Source organism: Aurantiacibacter zhengii, from assembly GCF_003584125.1.
GTDB classification, from domain to species: Bacteria; Pseudomonadota; Alphaproteobacteria; order Sphingomonadales; family Sphingomonadaceae; genus Alteraurantiacibacter; species Alteraurantiacibacter zhengii.
On sequence record NZ_QXFL01000003.1, the window covers coordinates 326,863 to 346,004 of the forward strand.

Consider the following 19,142-nt stretch of genomic DNA (forward strand, 5'->3'; position numbering starts at 1 on the left):
GACGGCGTGAGCGTTTCGGGCACTGCCCTTACCGCTGCGCCATCGGGCAAAGGCAGGGTCGCGGCGCTGGATGCGCTGCGCGGGGTGGCCGTCATCGGCATCGTGCCGATGAACGTCATCGCTTTTTCCATGCCCGCCAATGCCTACCTGAACCCGCGGGTCTGGGGCGGCACAGGCGTGCTGGAAACGGCGTTGTGGGCAACCAGTTTCGTCCTCGTCGAAGACAAGTTCCGCGCGCTGTTCGCCATGATGTTCGGCGCCGGGATCGCCATCCTTCTGGGCAAGCGCGGTGCGCATCCCCTGCGCGCGCACTACGCGCGCATGGGCGTGTTGCTGGCGATCGGCCTGATCCATGCCGTGGTGCTGGCGAACAACGACGTGCTGCGCATCTACGCGGTATGCGGATTGCTGCTGCCGCTGGCGGTGAACTGGCCGGTGAAGCGCTTGCTGTGGGCCGCGGGCCTGCTGATTGCCGGGCAACTGGCCGTCTCGGGCTACTACGCCTGGGCCTGGCTGGATTACTGGCACCAGCGCGCGGGCGGCATGCCGGTTGACCCGCTGCCACAGGAAATGGCCGAGCGCACCTATGGCAGTCATCCCGATACCACTGCCGCAGCGCTGGCGCGGGGGAAGGAAAGCTTTGCCGAGCGACTGGTAAGGCGCGTCTCCGAGCCGATGTTGCAGGTGCGTTTCATCGTCGCCTCCATTCCTTCCGCGCTGGCTGCCATGCTGCTGGGCGTGGCGCTGTGGCGCAGCGGTCTGTTGGCAGGCGAATGGGATACGCGGCGTGCGGTAAGGCTGGCGCGGGCCTGCGCGGCGGTGAGTGTACCGGTGCTGCTAGCGCTGGCAGCGTGGAACATCCTTGCCGGGTTCGATCCCATCGTCACCGCTGCCAATGCCCTTGTCCTGTCAGCGCCTTTCGACGTGGTGCTGGGGGTGGGCTACGCCGCGCTGGCCATGGCCGTTTTCGGCGGCGCGCTGAAGGATCGCGCGATCACCCGCCGCCTTGCAGCTGCCGGGCGCATGGCGCTGACCAACTATCTTGCCACCAGCACGATCTTCGCCGCCCTGTTCGCGGGCTGGGGCCTGGGCCTGTTCGGAGAAGTCTCACGCGCGGAGGCGCTGCTGCTGGCGCTGGTTCCGATCATCGCCATGCTGGCATGGTCGCCGCCGTGGCTGGCTCGCTTCCGGCAGGGTCCGGCTGAGTGGGCGTGGCGCAGCCTCGCCAGCTTCACACGCCTGCCGTTTCGCCGTGATCGGGCATCCCGACCGCTGACCTGACCGCCGCCATGTCGGCAGGCAGCCTGCGGGCCGCAATGAAATAGTGCGCCGAGGCCCACAAGTAGCCCAGCCCGCCCGCGGCCATCGCCAGGGCCAGCCCACGGGCCGCACCCTGACTGTCGGACAGTGAATCGCTCAGCCAGCCCAGCAGCGAGGGGCCAAGTCCGCCCGCGACACCGTAGACCCCGTTGAGAATCGCCGCCGCCGTCGCCCGCATGCGCGGGTGCATCAGGTTCTGCAGGGTGGCGTAGGTGATGCCGAGGAAGCCGAAATTGAGGAAGGTGGCCACACAGACGAGGCCCAGCAGCAGCGCCAAGTCCGCGCGGGTGATGGCCAGCGCGTAGAGCGGCCCGCCGACCAGCATCGAGACTGCCGGGATCAGCGCGTAGGCCTTCGGGCTGCGCTCTCCGAACCGGTCGCCAAGCCAGCCGGTGCCGACCACCGATAGCGCGGCGGGCAAGCTGGCAATCAGGCCGGCGTACAGCCCCGCCTCCGCCAGCCCCAGATCGAACTCGCGCACCATCAGGCTGGCGAAGAAGAAGTTGAGGCCGAAGCCCAGCATTGCCGCCAGGGCAGACCCGATCACCAGGTTGCGCGCGCTGGGCAGCTTGAACAGCCTGGCCAGGACGGCGGAAATGGGCGGCACGTCCTCGCTTGCGCCTGGATCGTGCTGGCCACGGCGCGGCTCGCCCACGAAAAACCATGCAACGAAACCCATCACGAGGCCGGGTATGGCTGCAATCAGGAAGGTCATGCGCCAGCCGAATTCCTGCGCGATCCAGCCGCCGCCGACAAACCCGATAAAGGCGCCCAGCGGCGGGGAGAGCAGCAGGCAGGAAATGGCCAGCCCGCGCTTGTTGGCAGGGAAGTAGTCCGCCACCACCGACTGGTTGCCGGGCAGGCCGATCGCTTCTCCCAGCCCCACGCCCATGCGCGCCACCAGCAGCTGCACCCAGCTGCCCGCCCAGCCGCAGGCCGCCGTGGCCAGCGACCATGCTACCGTACCGAAGGATATCAGCGTCAGCCGCCGCACCCTCTCGGCGATGCGTGCCACCACCAGTCCGGCCACGATGTTAAGCAGGGCAAAGGCCCAGGCCATCAGGCTGACCTGCGCGTCCGACAGGCCGAATTCCGCCTTCACCGGCTCCACCAACACGTTCACCACGATGCGGTCGATGAAGCCGACGGTGGCAATCGACGCGATCACCGCCAGCGCCAGCCACGGCGAGTTGCTTCGTTTGATCATTCACCCTCCGGGCCCTGGGCATAAACGAAAAAGGCGGCCCCGCAATGGAGCCGCCTTGTCCTTGCCGCCGCCTTACGCGCGGTCAGGCGATCTTTTCCATGTGGTTTTCGCGCACCCAGCGGCCCACTTTGCGGCCGTAGCGGGCGATCATCTGCATGTTGAAGAAGTGCCAGCAGCCCAGCACCAGCACGGCGAGGCCCACCTTGGTGGCGACAAAGCGGATCGCTTCGGCCAGCGTGGTCGGCTCGCTGCCCAGGCTGATCGTCAGCAGGATGAAGCCGATGTTGACGAGGTAGAAGCCCACCACCAGCAGGTGATTGGTGCTGCGCGCCAGCACTTCGTCATGGCCGAAGCAATCGACCAGGAACACCTCGCCGTTCATGCTCAGCGTGCGCGCGACCCATCCGGTAAGGGCAATGGCGATGAAGAGGTAGGCGAAATAGCTCAGTTCGGTCATTGTGCTTCTCCTGCTCAGTAAATCATCTCGTGGTAGGGATTGGTCGAAGGCTCGGTTTCATCGTGCCGATGCTGCGCGATGCCATCACGGTAGCGGCCCCAGATGTTGCCGGTAACGCCGCCTGCGATTGCTCCGAACAGGCCGAGGAAGAGGCCAGCCCACAGGCTGCCGGAATTGAATTCCCCTTCGAACCAACCGGCGAAGAGGAGGGGCATGGCGAACCCGCCCAGCGTTCCGATAGCGGTATAGATTGCGGCCCGCTCGCGCTGCATGTGGCGCAGCAGGGCGGTTAGGGGCAGGCCAATGGCGATCATGCCTGCGAGCGACCCCGCCAGCCCGATCAGAAAGGGCAGCAGGCCAAGGAGCAGGCCGCGCGGATCGCCTTCGGCGGCCATGGCGATCACACCGGCGGGCACGGTAAAGGCGAGGAAGAAACCGCTGCCAGCCACGGCGCCCCATCCGATGGAACGGAAGAAGGAGCCGATGAACATGGCCAGTTCTTCATCTGTCATTTCTGTAAAATCAGAAATAGGTGCTCGTGGATCGGCAGTCATGGCATGTGATCCTTTCTGAAGGGGTCAGTCCCGCTGGTTGCGGGTAGGGATGAAGCGGGCGACCTTGCCGCCCAGCTTCATCAGCGAGACGAGCGTACCCTTTGGCAGCTTGCGCACATCGTCGAACCAGCCGGTCAGCGTGCCCATGAAGGTGTGCATCCGACGCGGAATACGAGACAGCGCGCTTTGGCTGGAACGGCATGATCGACCGCCAGCCCGCCCTGATCGCGCGCTGCGCCAGCACGGTAGACGTGGCCGCGGCCGTGCGTCACGCAGCGCGTCACGGGCTGACGGCGGTCGCCCGCTGTGGTGGGCACTCGGTTTCGGGCGCATCGCTGCCGCACGATGGCCTGCTGGTCGACCTTTCCGGCCTGAAGCGCATTACCGTTGACCCCAAAACGCGCATGGCGAGCGTCGGCGGCGGAGCCTTGCTTGGCGAACTCGATGCGGCCTTGCAGGCGCACGGCCTTGCGGTGACCGCAGGGGTGGAGCCGGAGACGGGCGTGGGGGGGCTGACGCTGGGCGGCGGGATCGGTTTTCTCGCCCGCAAGCTGGGTCTTACCATCGACAGCCTGGTAGGCGCCGAGGTCGTGCTGGCAGACGGATCAGTGGTCGAGGCGAATGCGGAAAGCCACCCGGACCTGTTCTGGGCCTTGCGCGGGGGTGGCGGGCAGTTCGGCATCGTGACCCGCTTCGATTTCCGCGCTTCCCGGGTCGGGCCCGAAGTGGTGGTAGCACAGGCTTTCTATCCGCTTGCCAAGGCGCATGACGTGATGCGTTTCGTGCGTGAATTCATGCACGACGCGGCGGATGATCTGACGCTGGTGCCGGTATTCATGACCGTGCCGCCGGTCGATCCCTGCCCCGCCGAGTGGCAGGGCAGGCACACCGTGGCAATGGTCGCCTGCCATGCGGGCGAGCACGAGGCAGCCCGACAGCAGGTGCAGCCAATGCTGGAACTGGGCGACATGATTTTCGGCTTCGTCGCCACGCAGCGGTATGTCGATTTTCAGAAAACCTTCGGCGGCGCTTCCCCGCACGGGGAACGGTTCTACTGGAAATCCATCTTCGTCGATAATCTGAGTGAGGACCTGACCGATGTGCTGGTTGATGGCATCAGGTCGTTACAGGGCGAATATTCGCAGATTTTCATGGAGACGCTGGGCGGCGCGGTGGCGCGGGTGGGCGTGGAAGACACGGCCTTTGCCAACCGCAAGGCGCGCTACAATCTCGGCATTTCCGCGGGCTGGGCCGATCCGGCGTGCGATGCGGAGATCATGGGCGCGGCGCGCGCGACCTACGAGAAACTGAAGCGCTTTTCCGATGGCACGGTCTATCTCAACTACCTCGACCGGGACGAGATCGCCCGCGCCAGGGAGGGTTTCGGCCCCAATTTCGCCCGCCTGCAGGAGGTGAAGAACCGCTACGATCCCGGCAATGTGTTCGGCGGCGTGCTGGGTGGTGCAGGCTAGCCGCGCCGGAAATCTTCCACGATCTCGCCGCTGGCGCCCACTTCGGCTTCGTGGCTTTCCTCGCGCCAGGTCTCTGCCAGCGCCTCTGCTTCCCATTGCCGCATCGCGGGGTGGGCGAGCACGTGATCGACCCAGCCTTGCGCGCGTCCCACGTTCAGCCCGTGCGTGCGCACGCGGAATGCAACAGGCGCGAAGAAGGCGTCGAGTGCGGTGAAATCCGGTCCGGCGAGCCAGGGTCCGCCGAAGCGGCCAAGCCCCTCCTCGAGCAGTTCACGCAGCCGGGCGATATCTTTCGCCAGCGCCGCGTCGTGCGCTGACATCCTCACCCGCACGCCGACATTCATCGGGCACTGGTTCCTGAGCGCCGGGAAGCCGCCGTGCATCTCGGCAACGCCGCATATGGCGAAGGCGCGGGCGCCCTCGTCCTGCGGCCACACCCCAGCGTGACGTTCGGCGAGGTACAGGACAATGCCGAGCGAGTCCCATACGGTGCGCTCGCCGTCCAGCAGGACGGGCACCTGCCCGGTGGGGGAGAAAGCGCGGAACGCTTCGTAATTCACCGCCGCTGCGAAAGGCTCGACCCGGTCGATGAAGGGAATGCCGAGCGCCTTCATGAGTACCCACGGGCGCAGTGACCAACTCGAATAGTTCCGGTTGGCCGTGACGAGGGTGTAGGTCACAACCCGCTCAGTGTTCCAGGGCGGCTTCTATTGCTTCCAGCAGGGCCGGATCATCGGGCGCAGTGGCGGGCGCAAAGCGGGCCAGAACCTCGCCATCGCGGCCGACGAGGAATTTCTCGAAATTCCACAGCACTTCGGGATCTTCGTTCGGGGTCATCCCGTGTTCGCGAAAGCGGGCACGCATTTCCTCGGCGGGGCCGGTCTTCTCCGGCTTCGCCTGCGTCAGCGCGGCGTAGAGCGGATGCTTGTCTGCGCCGGTCACGGGCGTCTTCGCGAACAGCGGAAAGCTGGTCTGGTAATTCACCTCGCAGAAGGACGCGATCTCCTCCTCGCTGCCCGGTTCCTGGTTGCCGAAATCGTTGGACGGGAAGCCCAGCACCTCGAACCCACGGTCCGCATAGCGGCGATGCAGTTCTTCCAGCCCGCCGTACTGCGGCGTCAGGCCGCATTGCGAGGCGGTGTTGACCACCAGCAGCACATTGCCCCGATGTTCGCCCAGAGTTTCGGATTGCCCGTTGATGCGGCTGAGTTCGATCGTCTCGGGCAACGTGCTCATGACAGTGCTACCTCGTACTGTGCGGTGGTCTTTTCCGCGACCTCCTCCGCCGTCACGCCGGGGGCCAGTTCCACCAGCCTGAACGGGCTGTCGTGATCGGGCCGCTGGAACACGGCCAGATCGGTGATGATCATGTCGACCACGTTGGTGCCGGTCAGCGGCAGGGTGCACTCGGGAATGAACTTGGGATCGCCGTGCTTGCTGGTGTGCTCCATCACGACGATGATCTTCTTCACGCCCGCGACAAGGTCCATCGCGCCGCCCATGCCCTTCACCATCTTGCCCGGAATCATCCAGTTGGCGATGTCCCCGTTCCCGGCCACTTCCATCGCGCCCAGCACGGTCAGATCGATGTGGCCGCCGCGGATCATGGAGAAGCTGGTGGCGCTGTCGAAATAGGCGGAGTGCGGCAGTTCGCTGATGGTCTGCTTGCCGGCGTTGATGAGATCCGCGTCCTCCTCACCCTCGTAGGGGAACGGGCCGATACCCAGCATCCCGTTCTCGCTCTGCAGCGTCACCTGCATCCCCTCGGGGATGTGGTTCGCCACCAGCGTGGGGATGCCGATACCGAGATTAACGTAGTAGCCGTCCTCCAGCTCGTTCGCAGCGCGGGCGGCCATTTCGTCGCGGGTCCAGGGCATAAAAACGTGTCTCCTTGGGGGGAAGGTGGCGGGGTTATCCGCCGACGGGATTTTCGATCAGGAACCAGCCGTTGCCGAGCAGCAATTCCAGGTTCCGGGCATCACCCTCGTCGATGATGAAATTGTAAAGGTCGTCGAAGTCGGAACGCTCGTCCCCCGCCAGCGCGATCACGCATTGCGTCTGCGCCAGCGCAGCGCGGCGGGCCTGCTTGGTCTCGCCCGGATAGCGTTCGACATACAGCGAATCCTGCGATTGCGGATCGAGGCCGGAGGCGACCAGCCGGTCGCGCACGGCGCGCGCGTCGATCGGTCCGCGATCGGTTATCCAGGCAATCTGCACGTCACGCAGGCGCAGGTCGGCGAGAATACGGGCCAGCTGGTTGTTGAGCGCCAGGGGGCCGGCAATCGGCACGACACCGCCGGCGGGATCGAGGTCGATCACAACGGTCGGGCTGTTGCCTTCACAGTCGCGCCGGATCGGCTGCAAGCTGGTGGGATCGGCCAGCATGGCCGAGGGCAGGGGGAGACCGCCGCCGAGCGTGCGCAGGGCGTAGTTGCGGAGCGGGCCGTATCCCGCGGCAGTCGCCTCACTGGATACCGCGGGGCTGCTGCTGGCAGCAACCGGCGGTTCGATTGCGGGCCGCGCGGCAGGCGGCGTGGAAACCAGCGCGCCCGATTCCTGCGAAGGTGCGGTGGGACGGGGTTGCGCCGCAGCGACGGTCGCAGGCTCTTCGACCTCTGAGGGCCCTGCCGTTGCCATGCTGGCTTCTGCTGCTTCGGCGGCTTCCAGCGCATTAGCGGCGGCGGCCGGCGGTTGCTCCGCCGGTTGGGTGGTGGCCAACCGGGTTTCCGGTTCGGGTTGCTGAGCTGCAGGCTCCGGCGGCAGGCCGATATCGGCAAGCCTCGAGGCGGCAGGCTCCGGCGCGGACGAAGCGGGCTCTTCTGCCATCTGCGGCGGGACGATCTCTGCGGTTGCAGGCGTCGACGCAGGTTCCGCAGTTGCGCGCGAAGCAGCAGGCAGGCGGGAACCGTCGAGGGTCGCGACGACGACGGGCTGCGCCGAGCGGTCGGCCAGACCAGACGTCGGTGCCGTGGTCGGCGAGGGCGCTGGCGTCGGCACCCGGTTCGCCACCGGGTTCGGCGTAGCCGCCAGCGGCGCGGCGGCTACGGGCATTGTTGGCTGCGCTGCGGCAAGGGCGGGAGACGGCGAAGGTGTCGGCGTTGGCGCGGGAACGGACACCGGCGGTGTGGCCATGGCGACCTGCTCGCGCGCGCCCTTGCGTGCATCGTCGGAAACACCATCACGCACGAATGCTCCGCCACTCGCGACGATGGGAATCGCCGCGGCAGCAATGCAACCCTGCAGCGCGATGGAGGAAAGGCCGAGCAGCAAGAGGTTACGATAGTTCATCGGGTGTATCTTCCTGTAGCGTGTCGAGGCCAGTGGTATTGCTTGCGCGGCGCATGTCGAGACATTTCCGGTTGCATCGCGCTGCCCGGCCCGCCGCGCTTTACGCCGTTTCGCGCTGGCGTGTCGTCACGAACTCGATTTTCTTGTCGTAGGGTGCGCCCACCACAATGCGGTTGACGAATACACCAGGCAGGTGGATGCAGTCGGGATCGAGCGCGCCTGCGGGTACAACCTCTTCCACTTCGGCCACGCAGATCTTGCCGCAGGTTGCAGCAGGCTGGTTGAAATTACGCGCGGTCTTGCGGAACATCAGGTTGCCGGTCTCGTCCGCCTTCCAGGCCTTGATGATCGACAGGTCTGCAAAGATGCCCTTTTCGAGGATGTAGTCCTCCGGCCCCTCGCCGGTGTCGAACTGCTTAACCTCCTTGCCTTCTGCCACCTGCGTGCCCACGCCCGTCTTGGTGTAGAAGCCGGGAATGCCCGCGCCGCCGGCGCGCATGCGTTCGGCCAGCGTTCCTTGCGGGCAGAACTCCACTTCCAGCTCGCCGGAAAGATACTGCCGCTCGAACTCCTTGTTCTCCCCGACGTAGCTGGAGATCATCTTCTTCACCTGCTTGGAGCGCAGGAGCATGCCGATGCCTTCGTTGTCGATCCCGGCGTTATTGCTGGCGAAGGTCAGGTTCTTCACGCCCGAATCCTGAATCGCCTTCAGCAGGCGTTCGGGAATGCCGCACAGGCCAAAACCGCCACTGGCGATCAGCATGTCATCACGCAGCACGCCATCAAGAGCGGCTTCGGCTGAGGGGTAGAGTTTCTGCATGGCGGCTTCCTCTGCGAACAATCGGTTGGACTGGTGTCGTTGAGACTTCCCGCAGGCATTAGAGATACGCACGGGCTCTGTCACCAGCCTAAGGGCGTCTATAGTGCGGTGCACAAGAATCGCTGCCCAGAAAAGTGAATCACCATTCAATTTTGCTGCCGCTGACTCGTGTGTCAGTCCTGAAAATCGTTAAATGACAGGGGCTAACCTGCGGTGTTGCGCTCCATGCAACACCAGATGCTCTTTTCGCACTTGCGAGATGGCGTGGATTCGAACATATCTCTCCCTGCCTTTCAGGCATCCTCTCCCAAAACTTCCAGGGCCCGGTCGGCAACGACCGGGCCTTTTTTTGTCCGCCGTATGCGTGGCCTTTGCGCAGGCATCTTTCCGGCACGATTCCGCCGCTGACAGGTTTGCAATACGGGCGGGCGCTTCCTAGGTCCGCAGCGTAGGTGAATACCGAGAGGACGAGAGCAGGCATGGCCGAAGCGGACACAGCGAAAGTTGAAGAGGGAACGGTAAGGCTGCAGGTCGCCGCCGCCCGTCAGGAAGAATCGGGCAGGGGCGTTGTACGCATGCCGCGCACGGCCTTCCAGAAACTGGGCATTACCGAAGGCGATGCGGTGGAGATCGAAGGCAAGCGATCCACCCTGGCCGTGGCCGTACCCAGCTATGACGAGGACGAGGCGCTCGATGTCATCCGCCTCGACGGGCTGCAGCGCGGCAATGCCGAAACGTCCAGCGGCGAGCACGTGATCGTGCGGCGCGCCGAGACCAAGCCCGCCACGCGCGTCGTTTTCGCCCCCGCGCGCCGTGAAATGCGCCTGCATGGCCCCAGCGAGGCGCTGAAGAAGGTATTCTTCAAGCAGCCCCTGACCACCGGCGATCTGGTCGCCACGCATGGCCAGCAGCCGGTGCAGAACGTGCCGCCCGAGGTGCGGCGCATGTTCAACGCGCCGGCTTATGCCCTGACACAAATCCGCCTGCAGGTCGTCTCCACCAGCCCCAAGGGCTTCGTCCATATCGACGAGAATACCGAGGTGGAACTGCGCACCGAGTTCGAGGAACCCCGCGATGCGCGCGGGCTCATCAACTATGACGATGTCGGCGGGATGGACGAGACCATCAAGGCCCTGCGCGAGATGGTGGAACTGCCGCTGCGCTACCCCGAACTGTTCACGCGCCTTGGCGTGGATCCGCCCAAGGGCGTGCTGCTCCACGGACCGCCCGGAACCGGCAAGACCCGGCTGGCACAGGCCGTGGCGAACGAATCGGACGCCGAGTTCTTCACCATCAACGGGCCCGAGATCATGGGCAGCGCCTATGGCGAATCCGAAAAGCGCCTGCGCGAAGTGTTCGAAGAAGCCGAGCGCAGCCAGCCTGCCATCGTCTTTATCGACGAGGTCGATTCCATCGCGCCCAAGCGTGAGCGCGTGCAGGGCGAGGCGGAGAAGCGTCTCGTCGCCCAGCTTCTCACGCTGATGGAGGGGCTGCAGGCCCGCTCCAACCTCGTTGTAATCGCCGCCACCAACCGCCCCGACGCCATCGACGAGGCATTGCGCCGTCCGGGCCGCTTCGACCGCGAAATCGTGATCGGCGTTCCCGACGAAAGCGGCAGGCGCGAAATCCTCGCCATCCACACCCGCGGGATGCCGCTGGGCGAGGGTGTAGACCTTGGCGAACTGTCGCGCTCCACCCATGGCTTCGTGGGCGCGGATATTGCCGCGCTGGCGCGAGAGGCCGCGATCGAGGCGGTGCGGCGGATCATGCCAAAGCTTGATCTCGACGCACGCGAAATACCCGCCGAGGTGCTCGAGGAACTGTGCGTCGAGAAGAACGACTTCCGCGAAGCGCTGAAGCGCGTGCAGCCGAGCGCCATGCGCGAGGTGATGGTGCAGGCCCCGACCGTGGGCTGGGAAGACCTCGGCGGCCTCGACGAGGCCATTTCTTCTTTGAAGGAAGGCGTCGAACTGCCGCTGAAGAACCCGCGCGCGTTCGAATCGCTGGGTATCCGCCCGGCCAAGGGCTTCCTGCTTTACGGCCCTCCCGGCACCGGCAAGACGCTGCTGGCCAAGGCCGTGGCAAAAGAGGCGGAGGCCAACTTCATCTCGATCAAGAGCAGCGACCTGCTTTCCAAGTGGTACGGCGAGAGCGAGCAGCAGATCGCCAAGATGTTCGCCCGCGCCCGCGCGGTGGCGCCTTGCGTCATCTTCATCGACGAGATCGACAGTCTCGTACCTGCGCGCGGATCGTCAGCCAACGAACCGCAGGTGACGGCACGCGTCGTCAACACGATCCTGGCGGAGATGGACGGGATGGAGGAAATGTCTTCCATCGTGGTGATCGGCGCAACCAACCGGCCTACGCTGGTCGATCCCGCGCTGCTACGCCCTGGCCGGTTCGACGAGCTCGTCTATGTCGGCGCGCCGGACCAGGCCGGACGCGAGCATATCCTCAAGATTCACACCTCCGCCATGCCGCTGGCCGACGACGTGGACCTGTCCGCTGTGGCTGGTGAGGCCGAACGTTTCACCGGTGCCGATCTGGAAGACGTGGTGCGCCGCGCGGGCCTTAACGCCATCCGCCGGACGCAGGGTTCGCCCGAGAAGGTGACGAAAGCGGATTTCGAGGAAGCGCTGAAGGATTCGCGCCCCACCGTCACGCCCAAGATGGAAGAAGAATACAAGAAGATGAAGGGCGAGCTGAAGAAGCGCGCGCTGGAAGTGAACCCCATCGGCTTCATTACGGAAGGCATGGTGGAGAGCACGCGCGAGTCCAAGCATTAGCAGGTTTGTGTGAGCGCCTGCGCGCTCACATCCTCGCTAGACGCGCAGCAGAGCTGCGCCCGCTGCGGGGCGGCCGTTCGCCCTTGCGGCGCGCAGACGACGCGCCGTTTCTCGCTCGACGATTACAGAGACTAACTACTCGTATCCATTCCTGGCTCGCCCGCTTCCCAGATGGCTTCGGCAGCCGAAGCAACGCGGCGCATGGCGATGGCTTCGGGCATGTTCTCGCGGATGAAGGCCAGCATTCCCTCGCGGATCTGGCATCGTAGGTCGAAGGCCTCGGATGCGTTGCGCGCGCTCATCAGCAGGCGCAACTCCATGGAATCGAGCGTTGTCTCCGTTACCTGCACGGCCTTCACGCGCTTGTCCCAGTTCTCGTTCGCGATCACCTGTCGCTCGAATTCCGCGCGCAGGCGCTCGACATCGGCCAGCGGGTCGAGGTGGAGGAAAACGGTTCCGAGCAGTTCCGATCCCTTGCGGGTCCAGTTCTGGAAGGTTTCCTCCAGGAACTTGTTCACCGGCACCACCAGTCGCCGCTCGTCCCACACGCGCACGATCACATAGGTGGTCCGGATATCCTCGATCTTGCCCCATTCGCCGTCGATGATCACGACATCGTCGATGCGGATGGGTTCTGTCAGCGCCATTTGCAGTCCGCCGATCAAGGCCTTCAGCGCAGGCTGCGCGGCTGCACCCACGGCAAGGGCGGCGAGCCCGGCAGAGGCCATCAACGTCACCCCGATATCGCGCACGCCCGGAATCGAGAGCAGCATCAGGCCGATGGTAATGAAAATGATCAGGAAAGTGCCGATGCGGCTGAAAATGGCGAGGCGCGTGCGGCGGCGGCGGGCGGAAAGATTGTCCGCCACGTCGATATCGGCGCGCAGTTCCATTGCCGCCACAAGTGCGCGCATGATGGCAAGCGCGATCCAGCCGATCAGTGCGGGCATCACGAAACCGGCGATCTTCTCCCACGCGACGTCAAGTGCGGGAACTTCCCGTGCTGCCAGCACGATCCCCAGTGCCACCATGGCCCACTTGCTGGGGCGGGCGAGGTGCCGGACGACGATATTGTCCGCGGTGCTGTCGCTCGAACCCGCGATCTTTCTCAGCACGCGGAACACCACGTAATGGATGACCAGCGCCAGCAGCACGCCGACACCCGCAGCCAGCGCCGCGACGAACCAGGTCTCCCAACCGTCGGGTATCGCCTCGCGCAGTGGTTGGAGGAAATCAGCCATCAGTGCGCGGCATCCCAGCTTTCCCCGGTGCCGATCTCTATCCCTAGCGGCACGCTGAGTTCGACAGCGGGCAGTGCGGCTTCCGCCATGACTTTCTCGATCACGGGAGAGGCAGCCGCCACGTCTGTTTCGGGCAGTTCGAACACCAGCTCGTCATGCACCTGCAGCAGCATGCGCACGTGGCCCAGGTCCGCTTCGCGCAGCGCGGGCAGCATCCGGGCCATCGCGCGCTTGATAATGTCGGCGCTGGTACCCTGGATAGGCGCATTGATGGCGGCACGCTCGCTGCCCTGTCGTTCCGCCTGGTTCCTGGAGTTGATCCGCGGGAACCACGTCTTGCGACCGAACAGCGTTTCCGAATAGCCTTTCGCCCGCACCGTCTCCAGCGTCTGGTGGATGTAGTTCTGGATACCGGGGAAGCGCTTGAAATAGGTGTCGATCACCTCCTGCGCCTCGTCCGGCTCGACACCCAGGCGCCCGGCAAGGCCCCAGCGAGAAATGCCGTAGAGGATGGCGAAATTGATGGTCTTGGCCTTGGCGCGTGTGTCGCGGTCGACCTCGCCGTACATCTCCCGTGCCGTGCGCGCGTGGATATCCTCGCCTTCGGCAAAGGCTTCGCGCAGTTCCGGTACATCGGCCATGTGCGCGGCAAGGCGAAGTTCGATCTGCGAATAGTCGGCGGCGAGCAGCACGTTGCCCGCCTCCGGCACAAAAGCCTTGCGGATCTCGCGACCGATCTCGGTGCGGATGGGAATGTTCTGCAGGTTGGGATCGGTGGATGAAAGCCGCCCCGTCTGCGCGCCCACCAGTGAATAGCTAGTGTGCACACGGCTGGTGTTCGGGTTGATCGCCGTCTGCAGGGCATCGGTATAGGTCGATTTCAGCTTCGAGAGCTGGCGGTATTCCAGCACCTTGTCGGCGATTGTCGCGCCCTGCTGCGACAGCTTTTCCAGAATGGCCTGGTCGGTCGAGTACTGGCCGCTCTTGCCCTTGCGCCCGCCCTTGTAACCCATCTTGTCGAACAGCACTTCCCCCAGCTGCTTGGGGCTGCCGATGGTGAATTCCTCGCCGGCCTGCTCGTGGATTTCCTTCTCGATGCGGGCGGTGGTCTCGGCAAATTGTTCGGAGAGGCGGGACAATGCCGCGCGGTCCACCTTGATACCCTCGCGCTCCATCGCCGCGACCACCGGGATCAACGGGCGGTCGACCCGTTCATAGATGCGCGCCGCACCTTCCAGCGGCAGGCGCCGGTAGAGATGCTGGTAGAGGCGCCAGGTCACGTCGGCATCTTCGGCCGCGTATTCGGTGGCCTTGTCCAGTGGCACCTGGCCAAAGGGTATCGCCTTCTTGCCGGTTCCGCAGATGTCCTTGAACTTGAGGCAGGTGTGCCCCAGGTGGCGCTCTGCCAGTTCGTCCATTCCGTGCCCGCCGCCGATGCCGCTTTCCTCGCGTCCGGCGTCCATCGCGAAGCTGATGACCATCGTATCGTGGATCGGCGCAACGTTGATGCCGTTGCGGGCCAGCACGTTGAGGTCGTACTTGATGTTCTGCCCTACCTTCAGCACCGCGTCGCTTTCCAGCAGCGGCTTGATCGCGGCGAGGGCGGCGGCGCGGTCTATCTGGGTGGGCGTTTCGCCGAACATGTCGTCGCTGCCGTGCGCCAGCGGGACGTAGCAGGCATCGTTCGGACCCAGCGCGAGGCTGAAGCCGACGAGATCGCAGAGCATGCAGTCGAGATCGCTCGTCTCGGTATCGACCGCCACCAGCCGCGCGGCAAAGGCGCGTTCGATCCAGTGTTCCAGACGCTCCATCGTCTGCACGCATTCGTAGACGGAGCGATCGACCTCCGGCCATTCGGGCAGCGGCTGGCGATTGCCGTCCGGCGAGGCATCGGCGCCCTTGTTGTCGGCCTTGGCGGGATTGAGATCGTTTGTACGGTCTGGGCTGCCGGTCCCCGCATCGAGGCGGCGTAGCAGGCTGGCGAAACCGTGCGTCTCGAGGAACTTCGCCAGCGGTTCGGGCGGCACGCCGTCGAGCTTGAATTCATCCAGCGGCTGGGGGATCGGGCAGTCTTCACGTAAGGTTACCAGCACACGCGAAAGCTCCGCATCGGCGCGGTGCTCGATCAGGCGCTCCTTCAGCTTGGAAGCCTTCATGCCCTCCGCCGCATCGAGCGCGGCGGTGAGGCTGCCGTGTTCGGCAATCAGCTTGCTGGCCGTCTTGGGACCGACACCGAAGATGCCGGGAATGTTGTCGACCGAATCGCCCATCAGCGCCAGGACATCGCCCACCTTCTCGGGCGGCACGCCGAATTTCTCCTCGACCTCCTCGATGTAGATGCGCGCGTTCTTCATCGTGTCGAGCATGTCGATCTTGGCGCCGTCGACTTCGCCTACCAGCTGCATCAGGTCCTTGTCGCTCGATACGATGGTAACGTCCCACCCCTCCCGCTGCGCGGCGCGGGCGTAGGTGGCGATCATGTCGTCCGCCTCCACGCCAGGTTCCTCGATACAGGGCAGGCTGAAAGCGCGGGTCGCATCGCGAATCAGCGGGAACTGCGGCACCAGATCTTCCGGCGGATCGGGGCGATGGGCCTTGTATTCGCTGTATATCTCATTGCGAAAACTGTGGCTCGATTTGTCGAGAATCACCGCGAGGTGGGTCGGCCCCACGGCTTTGTCGAGGTCTTCCGCCAGCTTCCACAGCATCGTGGTATAGCCATAGACCGCGCCCACGGGTGTCCCTTCAGGATTGGTGAGCGGCGGCAGGCGGTGGTATGCGCGGAAGATATAGGCCGAACCATCGACCAGGTAGAGATGCTGTTTATCGGCCATTTTCGCCTGCTAGCATGGGCGTTCGCCGCCTGTAAGCACCAAAGATCGTGCCTTGTTGCTGCCATCGGTTCGCCGCATTTGTGCCACAATATGCTTGCGCGAGGGCAAATGTGGCATTATTTAGGCATTAGAGCTGGCGGGAAGGCCGGCTTCGGGACAGGCGAGACGCCTCTTCCAAAATTTATGCAATTCAAGGATTTATACCTATGCGTAAGATCGCTCTCGTCGCTGCCGCTGCTGCTGGCGCCCTGACCCTGGCCGCTTGCTCGGAAGGCACCGAAGATTCCGCCGAAGCCACCATGGAAAATGCTGCGGCTGACACCGAAGCCAACATGGAAGCCATGGGTGAAGGCGTTGAAGACGCTACCGCCGATGCCGAAGCTACCATGGACGAAGGCATGGCCGAAGCCGGTGCCGAAGTTGAAGAAGCTGGCGCCGAAATGCAGGACGAAGCTACCGACGAAACTGCTGCGCAGTAATCGTTCGCAGCCGTTCAGGCTAACAGAACAGAGGGCGTGGCCAGCGATGGCCACGCCCTTTTTCTTTGGTTTCGCGCAAGTGGCTTTGGTCGAAAGTTAACGGGAAGCCGAAACGGGTGAGTGCCGGGCGTTGGCAAACTGGCGTCCGTCGCTGCGTTCGGCGTAACCATCGTAGAGCGCGCGCGCGATTGACGCGATGCGCGAATCCCGCAGGCGGCGCGCCTCTGACTTGTTGGCATTCTCGTGTGCCTGCGATGCGCTCTGCCCGGTGACGTAGATCGCCAAAGCAATCGCGCGGCCATCCGGCATCTCGATGATGCCGATGTCGCCTGCCATGCGGTTTAGCGTGCCCGTCTTGTGCGCCACGCTGACGCCTTCGGGCATCATGCCGCGAATACGGTTGCGCCCGGTGCGGCAGCGCTCCATCGCATCGAGAATGACATCGCGGCTCTCCGCACTCAGCCACTCCCCCTGGTAGATGCCTGCCAGAAGGCGGGCCATCGTTTCGGGCGTGGCGCTATCGCGCAGGTCGATATGGTAGGTGGGGTCGAACTCGCCATCGTCGCGCACGAGCGTGGCGATATCGCGGTCGAGGCTGAAATCGTTCAGGCCCGCGCGGCGCGCCCAGTCGTTGACCGCAGCAGGGCCGCCAACGGCTGCCAGCAGGGCATCGGTGGCCGGATTGGAGCTGCGCGTGATCATCAGGTCGATCAACTGGTGGGCCGCCATGTATTCACCCTCGCGCACCGGGGCGACGCGGGTCGAAAAGCGCTGCGACCGCACGGCCCAGAGCAGGGGGAATTCGCTGGTCAGGCTCCACCGGCCCTGATCCACCCCTTCGAGGAAGGTAGCGGCAATGGCTATCTTGCTGGTGGATGCCATCGGGAAGCGCTGATCGCCCAGAACAGAGACCTGTTCGCCGGTGGCGAGATCGATCGCTGCCACACCAATACGCCCATCGCTGCCATCGGCAACCTGCGCGATGCGGCGTTCGAGCGGAGTTTGTGGGTCGGCGAGGAACTGCGGAGGTTCGCGGACCTCTGTGCCAAACGCGCTGTCGAAAGCGCTTTCAAGGTTCTGCGCCTGCGCTGGCGCGCTTGCAAAGGGAGCAAGGGCCAGCGCGAGGGGCGCAACAATTCGTGCAATTACCGATCTATCCATAAATCTCACGTTGCCAGAAACGTGCTTATCAATTGCTTAATAACACAACCGCTGGCGATCCCGACGCGATGAATTGCGCGGGATTGGCGACACGTTGAGCGGGAAACCGGTATTGCGGCGGAAACAAGGCCGCAATCAAGCGTTTGCGAGCACCTTCTCGATCCGATCAAGTGGCTCGTGGGTCAGCGCCTTGTCCAGTTCACCCACCAGCCGCTTTTCCAGTTCGACGTGATAGTGGCGGCGCATTTCGCCCAGGGTCTTGGGATCGGCGATCACCACCAGTTCCTCGAATTCGCCAGCGATGGCCTTGCTGTTCAACCACTCCGCCGCGGCGGCACCGTGCGCCAGTTCGTTGAGGTCGGTGTTGCCGCTCATCTGGCTGGCAGTATCCTGGTGCTTGACCCCGGCACTGAAATTGGTGGCGTTCAGGTCTGGCTCGGCAACCTTGGACAGCTTCGGCTCGAAGATCTGTCCATCGTTGCGAAGCAGTACGAAACGCTCTCCATCGACCAGCGCGACGTGGGCCTTGTGCGGAACTTTCATTGGGGTTCTCTCCTGCCAATTGGTTGTCTCATGAACCCAACGGGCAGGAGCCGGAATCGTGCCCCGAACCGGGCCCCGCAGGCGCGGCTATTCAGGCTTGCGCAGGCGCCAGGCAAACTGGTCCGTCTGACCGCGGATGGAATCGTCGAACACATTGGCGGTGCGCGGGTCATCCGGGTTGGAATAGAGGTCGGATTCCTCCTCCAGCGTGAAGCCCGCGCCGGTCAGCGCGTCCAGCGCCAGCTGGCGGTCCATCCGGTGCTCTTCATTCGCGGCCATCGCGCCGCCCCCTTCCTGGGCCAGGTGATCCACGACAACCAGCGTTCCGCCAGGCTTCAGCGCATCGTAGAGCATCTGCACCCCCTCGCTCGCCGTGCCTTCGGGAAAGTCGGTGAGGTACAGGTCGTGGAAATTCATGACCGTGATGATCGTGTCGAGCGGTTCGGGCCAGCCCGGCTCGACCAGCGGCCCGCGCAGCGGAAAGACCCTTACCGGGTTGCCATTGTCATCCGAATATGGGGCAACGGCGGCGTCCTGCTGATCCGCGTAGTCTGCGTTGAAGGCGATGAATTCCTCGGGCTGGAACGCGTAGACCTTGCCATTCGCGCCAACCGCTGTTGCCAGCAGCCGCGTGATGTATCCGCCGCCCATCACGTAATCGCCGACGACCTCGCCCTTGTCGATCTGGGCGAAAGCCAGCAGCTCGCCCGGCTTGCGCGCCTCATCATATTGCTGGTCGTCCAGGCGGGCGATGTCGTTGACGGACTGCATGTACTGGCGTGCCGTGTAGCTGGTGGCTTCGTCCTGCGGTTCGGCGGTGTCGGCCTCTCCGCCGCTACAGCCCCCAAGTGCGACCAGCAGGGCGCCTGCGAAAATGGCGTTGCGCATCGATCAATTCCTCCCGTTTATCCTCTGGCGCGCAAGCTACTGCCAAGGCCCGCGCCCGGCAAGCGCGGCGATCAACCGGGCAAGGGCCAAGG

Annotated in this window: 18 protein-coding genes; 4 read left to right on the forward strand and 14 right to left on the reverse strand. The window is 64.5% G+C overall.

The genetic code is table 11. The features are described 5' to 3' along the window. Window positions 1-6: 6 nt before the first annotated feature. Window positions 7-1,281, forward strand: coding sequence for a DUF418 domain-containing protein (locus D2V07_RS08680; RefSeq protein ID WP_233548315.1), 1,275 nt, complete (start codon window positions 7-9; stop codon window positions 1,279-1,281). Here the strand turns inward: D2V07_RS08680 and D2V07_RS08685 are convergent. The 4 genes from D2V07_RS08685 to D2V07_RS19000 all read right to left on the reverse strand — a co-directional run bounded on the left by D2V07_RS08685 (window position 1,232) and on the right by D2V07_RS19000 (window position 3,697). Beyond that, window positions 1,232-2,527, reverse strand: a complete 1,296-nt coding sequence (locus D2V07_RS08685; protein WP_119586569.1) for a spinster family MFS transporter — start codon at window positions 2,525-2,527, stop codon at window positions 1,232-1,234. The two genes, D2V07_RS08680 and D2V07_RS08685, sit on opposite strands and share 50 nt — an antisense overlap. Before the next feature lie 82 nt (window positions 2,528-2,609). Then, entirely contained in the window at window positions 2,610-2,984 is a 375-nt protein-coding gene (locus D2V07_RS08690; protein WP_119586570.1) for a hypothetical protein, read from the reverse strand. 14 nt (window positions 2,985-2,998) lie between these two features. Continuing rightward, window positions 2,999-3,496 (reverse strand): hypothetical protein, encoded by a 498-nt coding sequence (locus D2V07_RS08695; RefSeq protein WP_119586571.1) that lies wholly within the window; start codon window positions 3,494-3,496, stop codon window positions 2,999-3,001. A 66-nt stretch (window positions 3,497-3,562) separates the two neighbouring features. Next, window positions 3,563-3,697, reverse strand: coding sequence for a hypothetical protein (locus D2V07_RS19000; RefSeq protein WP_267899748.1), 135 nt, complete (start codon window positions 3,695-3,697; stop codon window positions 3,563-3,565). Window positions 3,698-3,738: 41 nt separating this feature from the next. Between D2V07_RS19000 and D2V07_RS08700 the strand changes: the two genes are divergently transcribed. After that, window positions 3,739-5,010, forward strand: a complete 1,272-nt coding sequence (locus D2V07_RS08700; protein WP_119586572.1) for an FAD-binding oxidoreductase — start codon at window positions 3,739-3,741, stop codon at window positions 5,008-5,010. Here the strand turns inward: D2V07_RS08700 and D2V07_RS08705 are convergent. The 5 genes from D2V07_RS08705 to D2V07_RS08725 all read right to left on the reverse strand — a co-directional run bounded on the left by D2V07_RS08705 (window position 5,007) and on the right by D2V07_RS08725 (window position 9,118). Continuing rightward, window positions 5,007-5,690, reverse strand: coding sequence for a glutathione S-transferase family protein (locus tag D2V07_RS08705; protein ID WP_119586573.1), 684 nt, complete (start codon window positions 5,688-5,690; stop codon window positions 5,007-5,009). The genes D2V07_RS08700 and D2V07_RS08705 overlap by 4 nt on opposite strands. 7 nt (window positions 5,691-5,697) lie before the next feature. After that, window positions 5,698-6,246 carry a glutathione peroxidase gene (locus D2V07_RS08710; RefSeq protein ID WP_119586574.1) on the reverse strand — a complete coding sequence of 183 codons (549 nt, stop codon included), beginning with the start codon at window positions 6,244-6,246 and terminating at the stop codon, window positions 5,698-5,700. Further along, window positions 6,243-6,887 (reverse strand): CoA transferase subunit B, encoded by a 645-nt coding sequence (locus D2V07_RS08715; protein WP_119586575.1) that lies wholly within the window; start codon window positions 6,885-6,887, stop codon window positions 6,243-6,245. The genes D2V07_RS08710 and D2V07_RS08715 overlap by 4 nt, the downstream gene beginning before the upstream one ends. Before the next feature lie 34 nt (window positions 6,888-6,921). After that, complete coding sequence (locus D2V07_RS08720; protein ID WP_119586576.1) at window positions 6,922-8,298, reverse strand: hypothetical protein; 1,377 nt, start codon at window positions 8,296-8,298, stop codon at window positions 6,922-6,924. 100 nt (window positions 8,299-8,398) lie between these two features. Then, window positions 8,399-9,118: a CoA transferase subunit A gene (locus D2V07_RS08725; protein WP_119586753.1), complete on the reverse strand. Its 720-nt coding sequence runs from the start codon at window positions 9,116-9,118 to the stop codon at window positions 8,399-8,401. A 479-nt stretch (window positions 9,119-9,597) separates the two neighbouring features. On the opposite strand from D2V07_RS08725, the gene D2V07_RS08730 reads away from it, so the two are divergent. Beyond that, complete coding sequence (locus D2V07_RS08730; protein WP_119586577.1) at window positions 9,598-11,904, forward strand: CDC48 family AAA ATPase; 2,307 nt, start codon at window positions 9,598-9,600, stop codon at window positions 11,902-11,904. 131 nt (window positions 11,905-12,035) lie between these two features. Here the strand turns inward: D2V07_RS08730 and D2V07_RS08735 are convergent, their stop codons facing one another. Beyond that, on the reverse strand, window positions 12,036-13,145 hold the full coding sequence (locus D2V07_RS08735) for a mechanosensitive ion channel family protein (RefSeq protein ID WP_119586578.1): 1,110 nt from the start codon (window positions 13,143-13,145) through the stop codon (window positions 12,036-12,038). After that, window positions 13,145-15,979 carry a DNA polymerase I gene (gene polA, locus D2V07_RS08740; protein ID WP_119586579.1) on the reverse strand — a complete coding sequence of 945 codons (2,835 nt, stop codon included), beginning with the start codon at window positions 15,977-15,979 and terminating at the stop codon, window positions 13,145-13,147. The genes D2V07_RS08735 and polA overlap by 1 nt, the downstream gene beginning before the upstream one ends. 206 nt (window positions 15,980-16,185) lie before the next feature. On the opposite strand from polA, the gene D2V07_RS08745 reads away from it, so the two are divergent. After that, window positions 16,186-16,458, forward strand: coding sequence for a hypothetical protein (locus D2V07_RS08745; protein ID WP_119586580.1), 273 nt, complete (start codon window positions 16,186-16,188; stop codon window positions 16,456-16,458). 96 nt (window positions 16,459-16,554) lie between these two features. On the opposite strand, the gene D2V07_RS08750 is transcribed toward D2V07_RS08745, so the two are convergent. The 3 genes from D2V07_RS08750 to D2V07_RS08760 form a co-directional block, all read right to left on the reverse strand. Next, window positions 16,555-17,619 carry a serine hydrolase gene (locus D2V07_RS08750; protein WP_119586581.1) on the reverse strand — a complete coding sequence of 355 codons (1,065 nt, stop codon included), beginning with the start codon at window positions 17,617-17,619 and terminating at the stop codon, window positions 16,555-16,557. 135 nt (window positions 17,620-17,754) lie between these two features. After that, on the reverse strand, window positions 17,755-18,162 hold the full coding sequence (locus D2V07_RS08755; protein WP_119586582.1) for a baeRF12 domain-containing protein: 408 nt from the start codon (window positions 18,160-18,162) through the stop codon (window positions 17,755-17,757). Window positions 18,163-18,249: 87 nt separating this feature from the next. After that, the gene (locus D2V07_RS08760) at window positions 18,250-19,050 is read right to left on the reverse strand and encodes a class I SAM-dependent methyltransferase (RefSeq protein WP_119586583.1); all 801 of its coding nucleotides are present in this window, start codon (window positions 19,048-19,050) and stop codon (window positions 18,250-18,252) included. Window positions 19,051-19,142: the final 92 nt, after the last annotated feature.

Bases quoted from the DNA above. Each gene is read 5' to 3' on its own strand.
- D2V07_RS08685 (WP_119586569.1), bottom strand. From the start codon at position 2,527: ATGATCAAACGAAGCAACTCGCCGTGGCTGGCGCTGGCGGTGATCGCG.
- D2V07_RS08690 (WP_119586570.1), bottom strand. From the start codon at position 2,984: ATGACCGAACTGAGCTATTTCGCCTACCTCTTCATCGCCATTGCCCTT.
- D2V07_RS08695 (WP_119586571.1), bottom strand. From the start codon at position 3,496: ATGACAGATGAAGAACTGGCCATGTTCATCGGCTCCTTCTTCCGTTCC.
- D2V07_RS19000 (WP_267899748.1), bottom strand. From the start codon at position 3,697: ATGCACACCTTCATGGGCACGCTGACCGGCTGGTTCGACGATGTGCGC.
- D2V07_RS08700 (WP_119586572.1), top strand. From the start codon at position 3,739: ATGATCGACCGCCAGCCCGCCCTGATCGCGCGCTGCGCCAGCACGGTA.
- D2V07_RS08710 (WP_119586574.1), bottom strand. From the start codon at position 6,246: ATGAGCACGTTGCCCGAGACGATCGAACTCAGCCGCATCAACGGGCAA.
- D2V07_RS08715 (WP_119586575.1), bottom strand. From the start codon at position 6,887: ATGCCCTGGACCCGCGACGAAATGGCCGCCCGCGCTGCGAACGAGCTG.
- D2V07_RS08720 (WP_119586576.1), bottom strand. From the start codon at position 8,298: ATGAACTATCGTAACCTCTTGCTGCTCGGCCTTTCCTCCATCGCGCTG.
- D2V07_RS08725 (WP_119586753.1), bottom strand. From the start codon at position 9,118: ATGCAGAAACTCTACCCCTCAGCCGAAGCCGCTCTTGATGGCGTGCTG.
- D2V07_RS08730 (WP_119586577.1), top strand. From the start codon at position 9,598: ATGGCCGAAGCGGACACAGCGAAAGTTGAAGAGGGAACGGTAAGGCTG.
- D2V07_RS08735 (WP_119586578.1), bottom strand. From the start codon at position 13,145: ATGGCTGATTTCCTCCAACCACTGCGCGAGGCGATACCCGACGGTTGG.
- polA (WP_119586579.1), bottom strand. From the start codon at position 15,979: ATGGCCGATAAACAGCATCTCTACCTGGTCGATGGTTCGGCCTATATC.
- D2V07_RS08745 (WP_119586580.1), top strand. From the start codon at position 16,186: ATGCGTAAGATCGCTCTCGTCGCTGCCGCTGCTGCTGGCGCCCTGACC.
- D2V07_RS08750 (WP_119586581.1), bottom strand. From the start codon at position 17,619: ATGGATAGATCGGTAATTGCACGAATTGTTGCGCCCCTCGCGCTGGCC.
- D2V07_RS08755 (WP_119586582.1), bottom strand. From the start codon at position 18,162: ATGAAAGTTCCGCACAAGGCCCACGTCGCGCTGGTCGATGGAGAGCGT.
- D2V07_RS08760 (WP_119586583.1), bottom strand. From the start codon at position 19,050: ATGCGCAACGCCATTTTCGCAGGCGCCCTGCTGGTCGCACTTGGGGGC.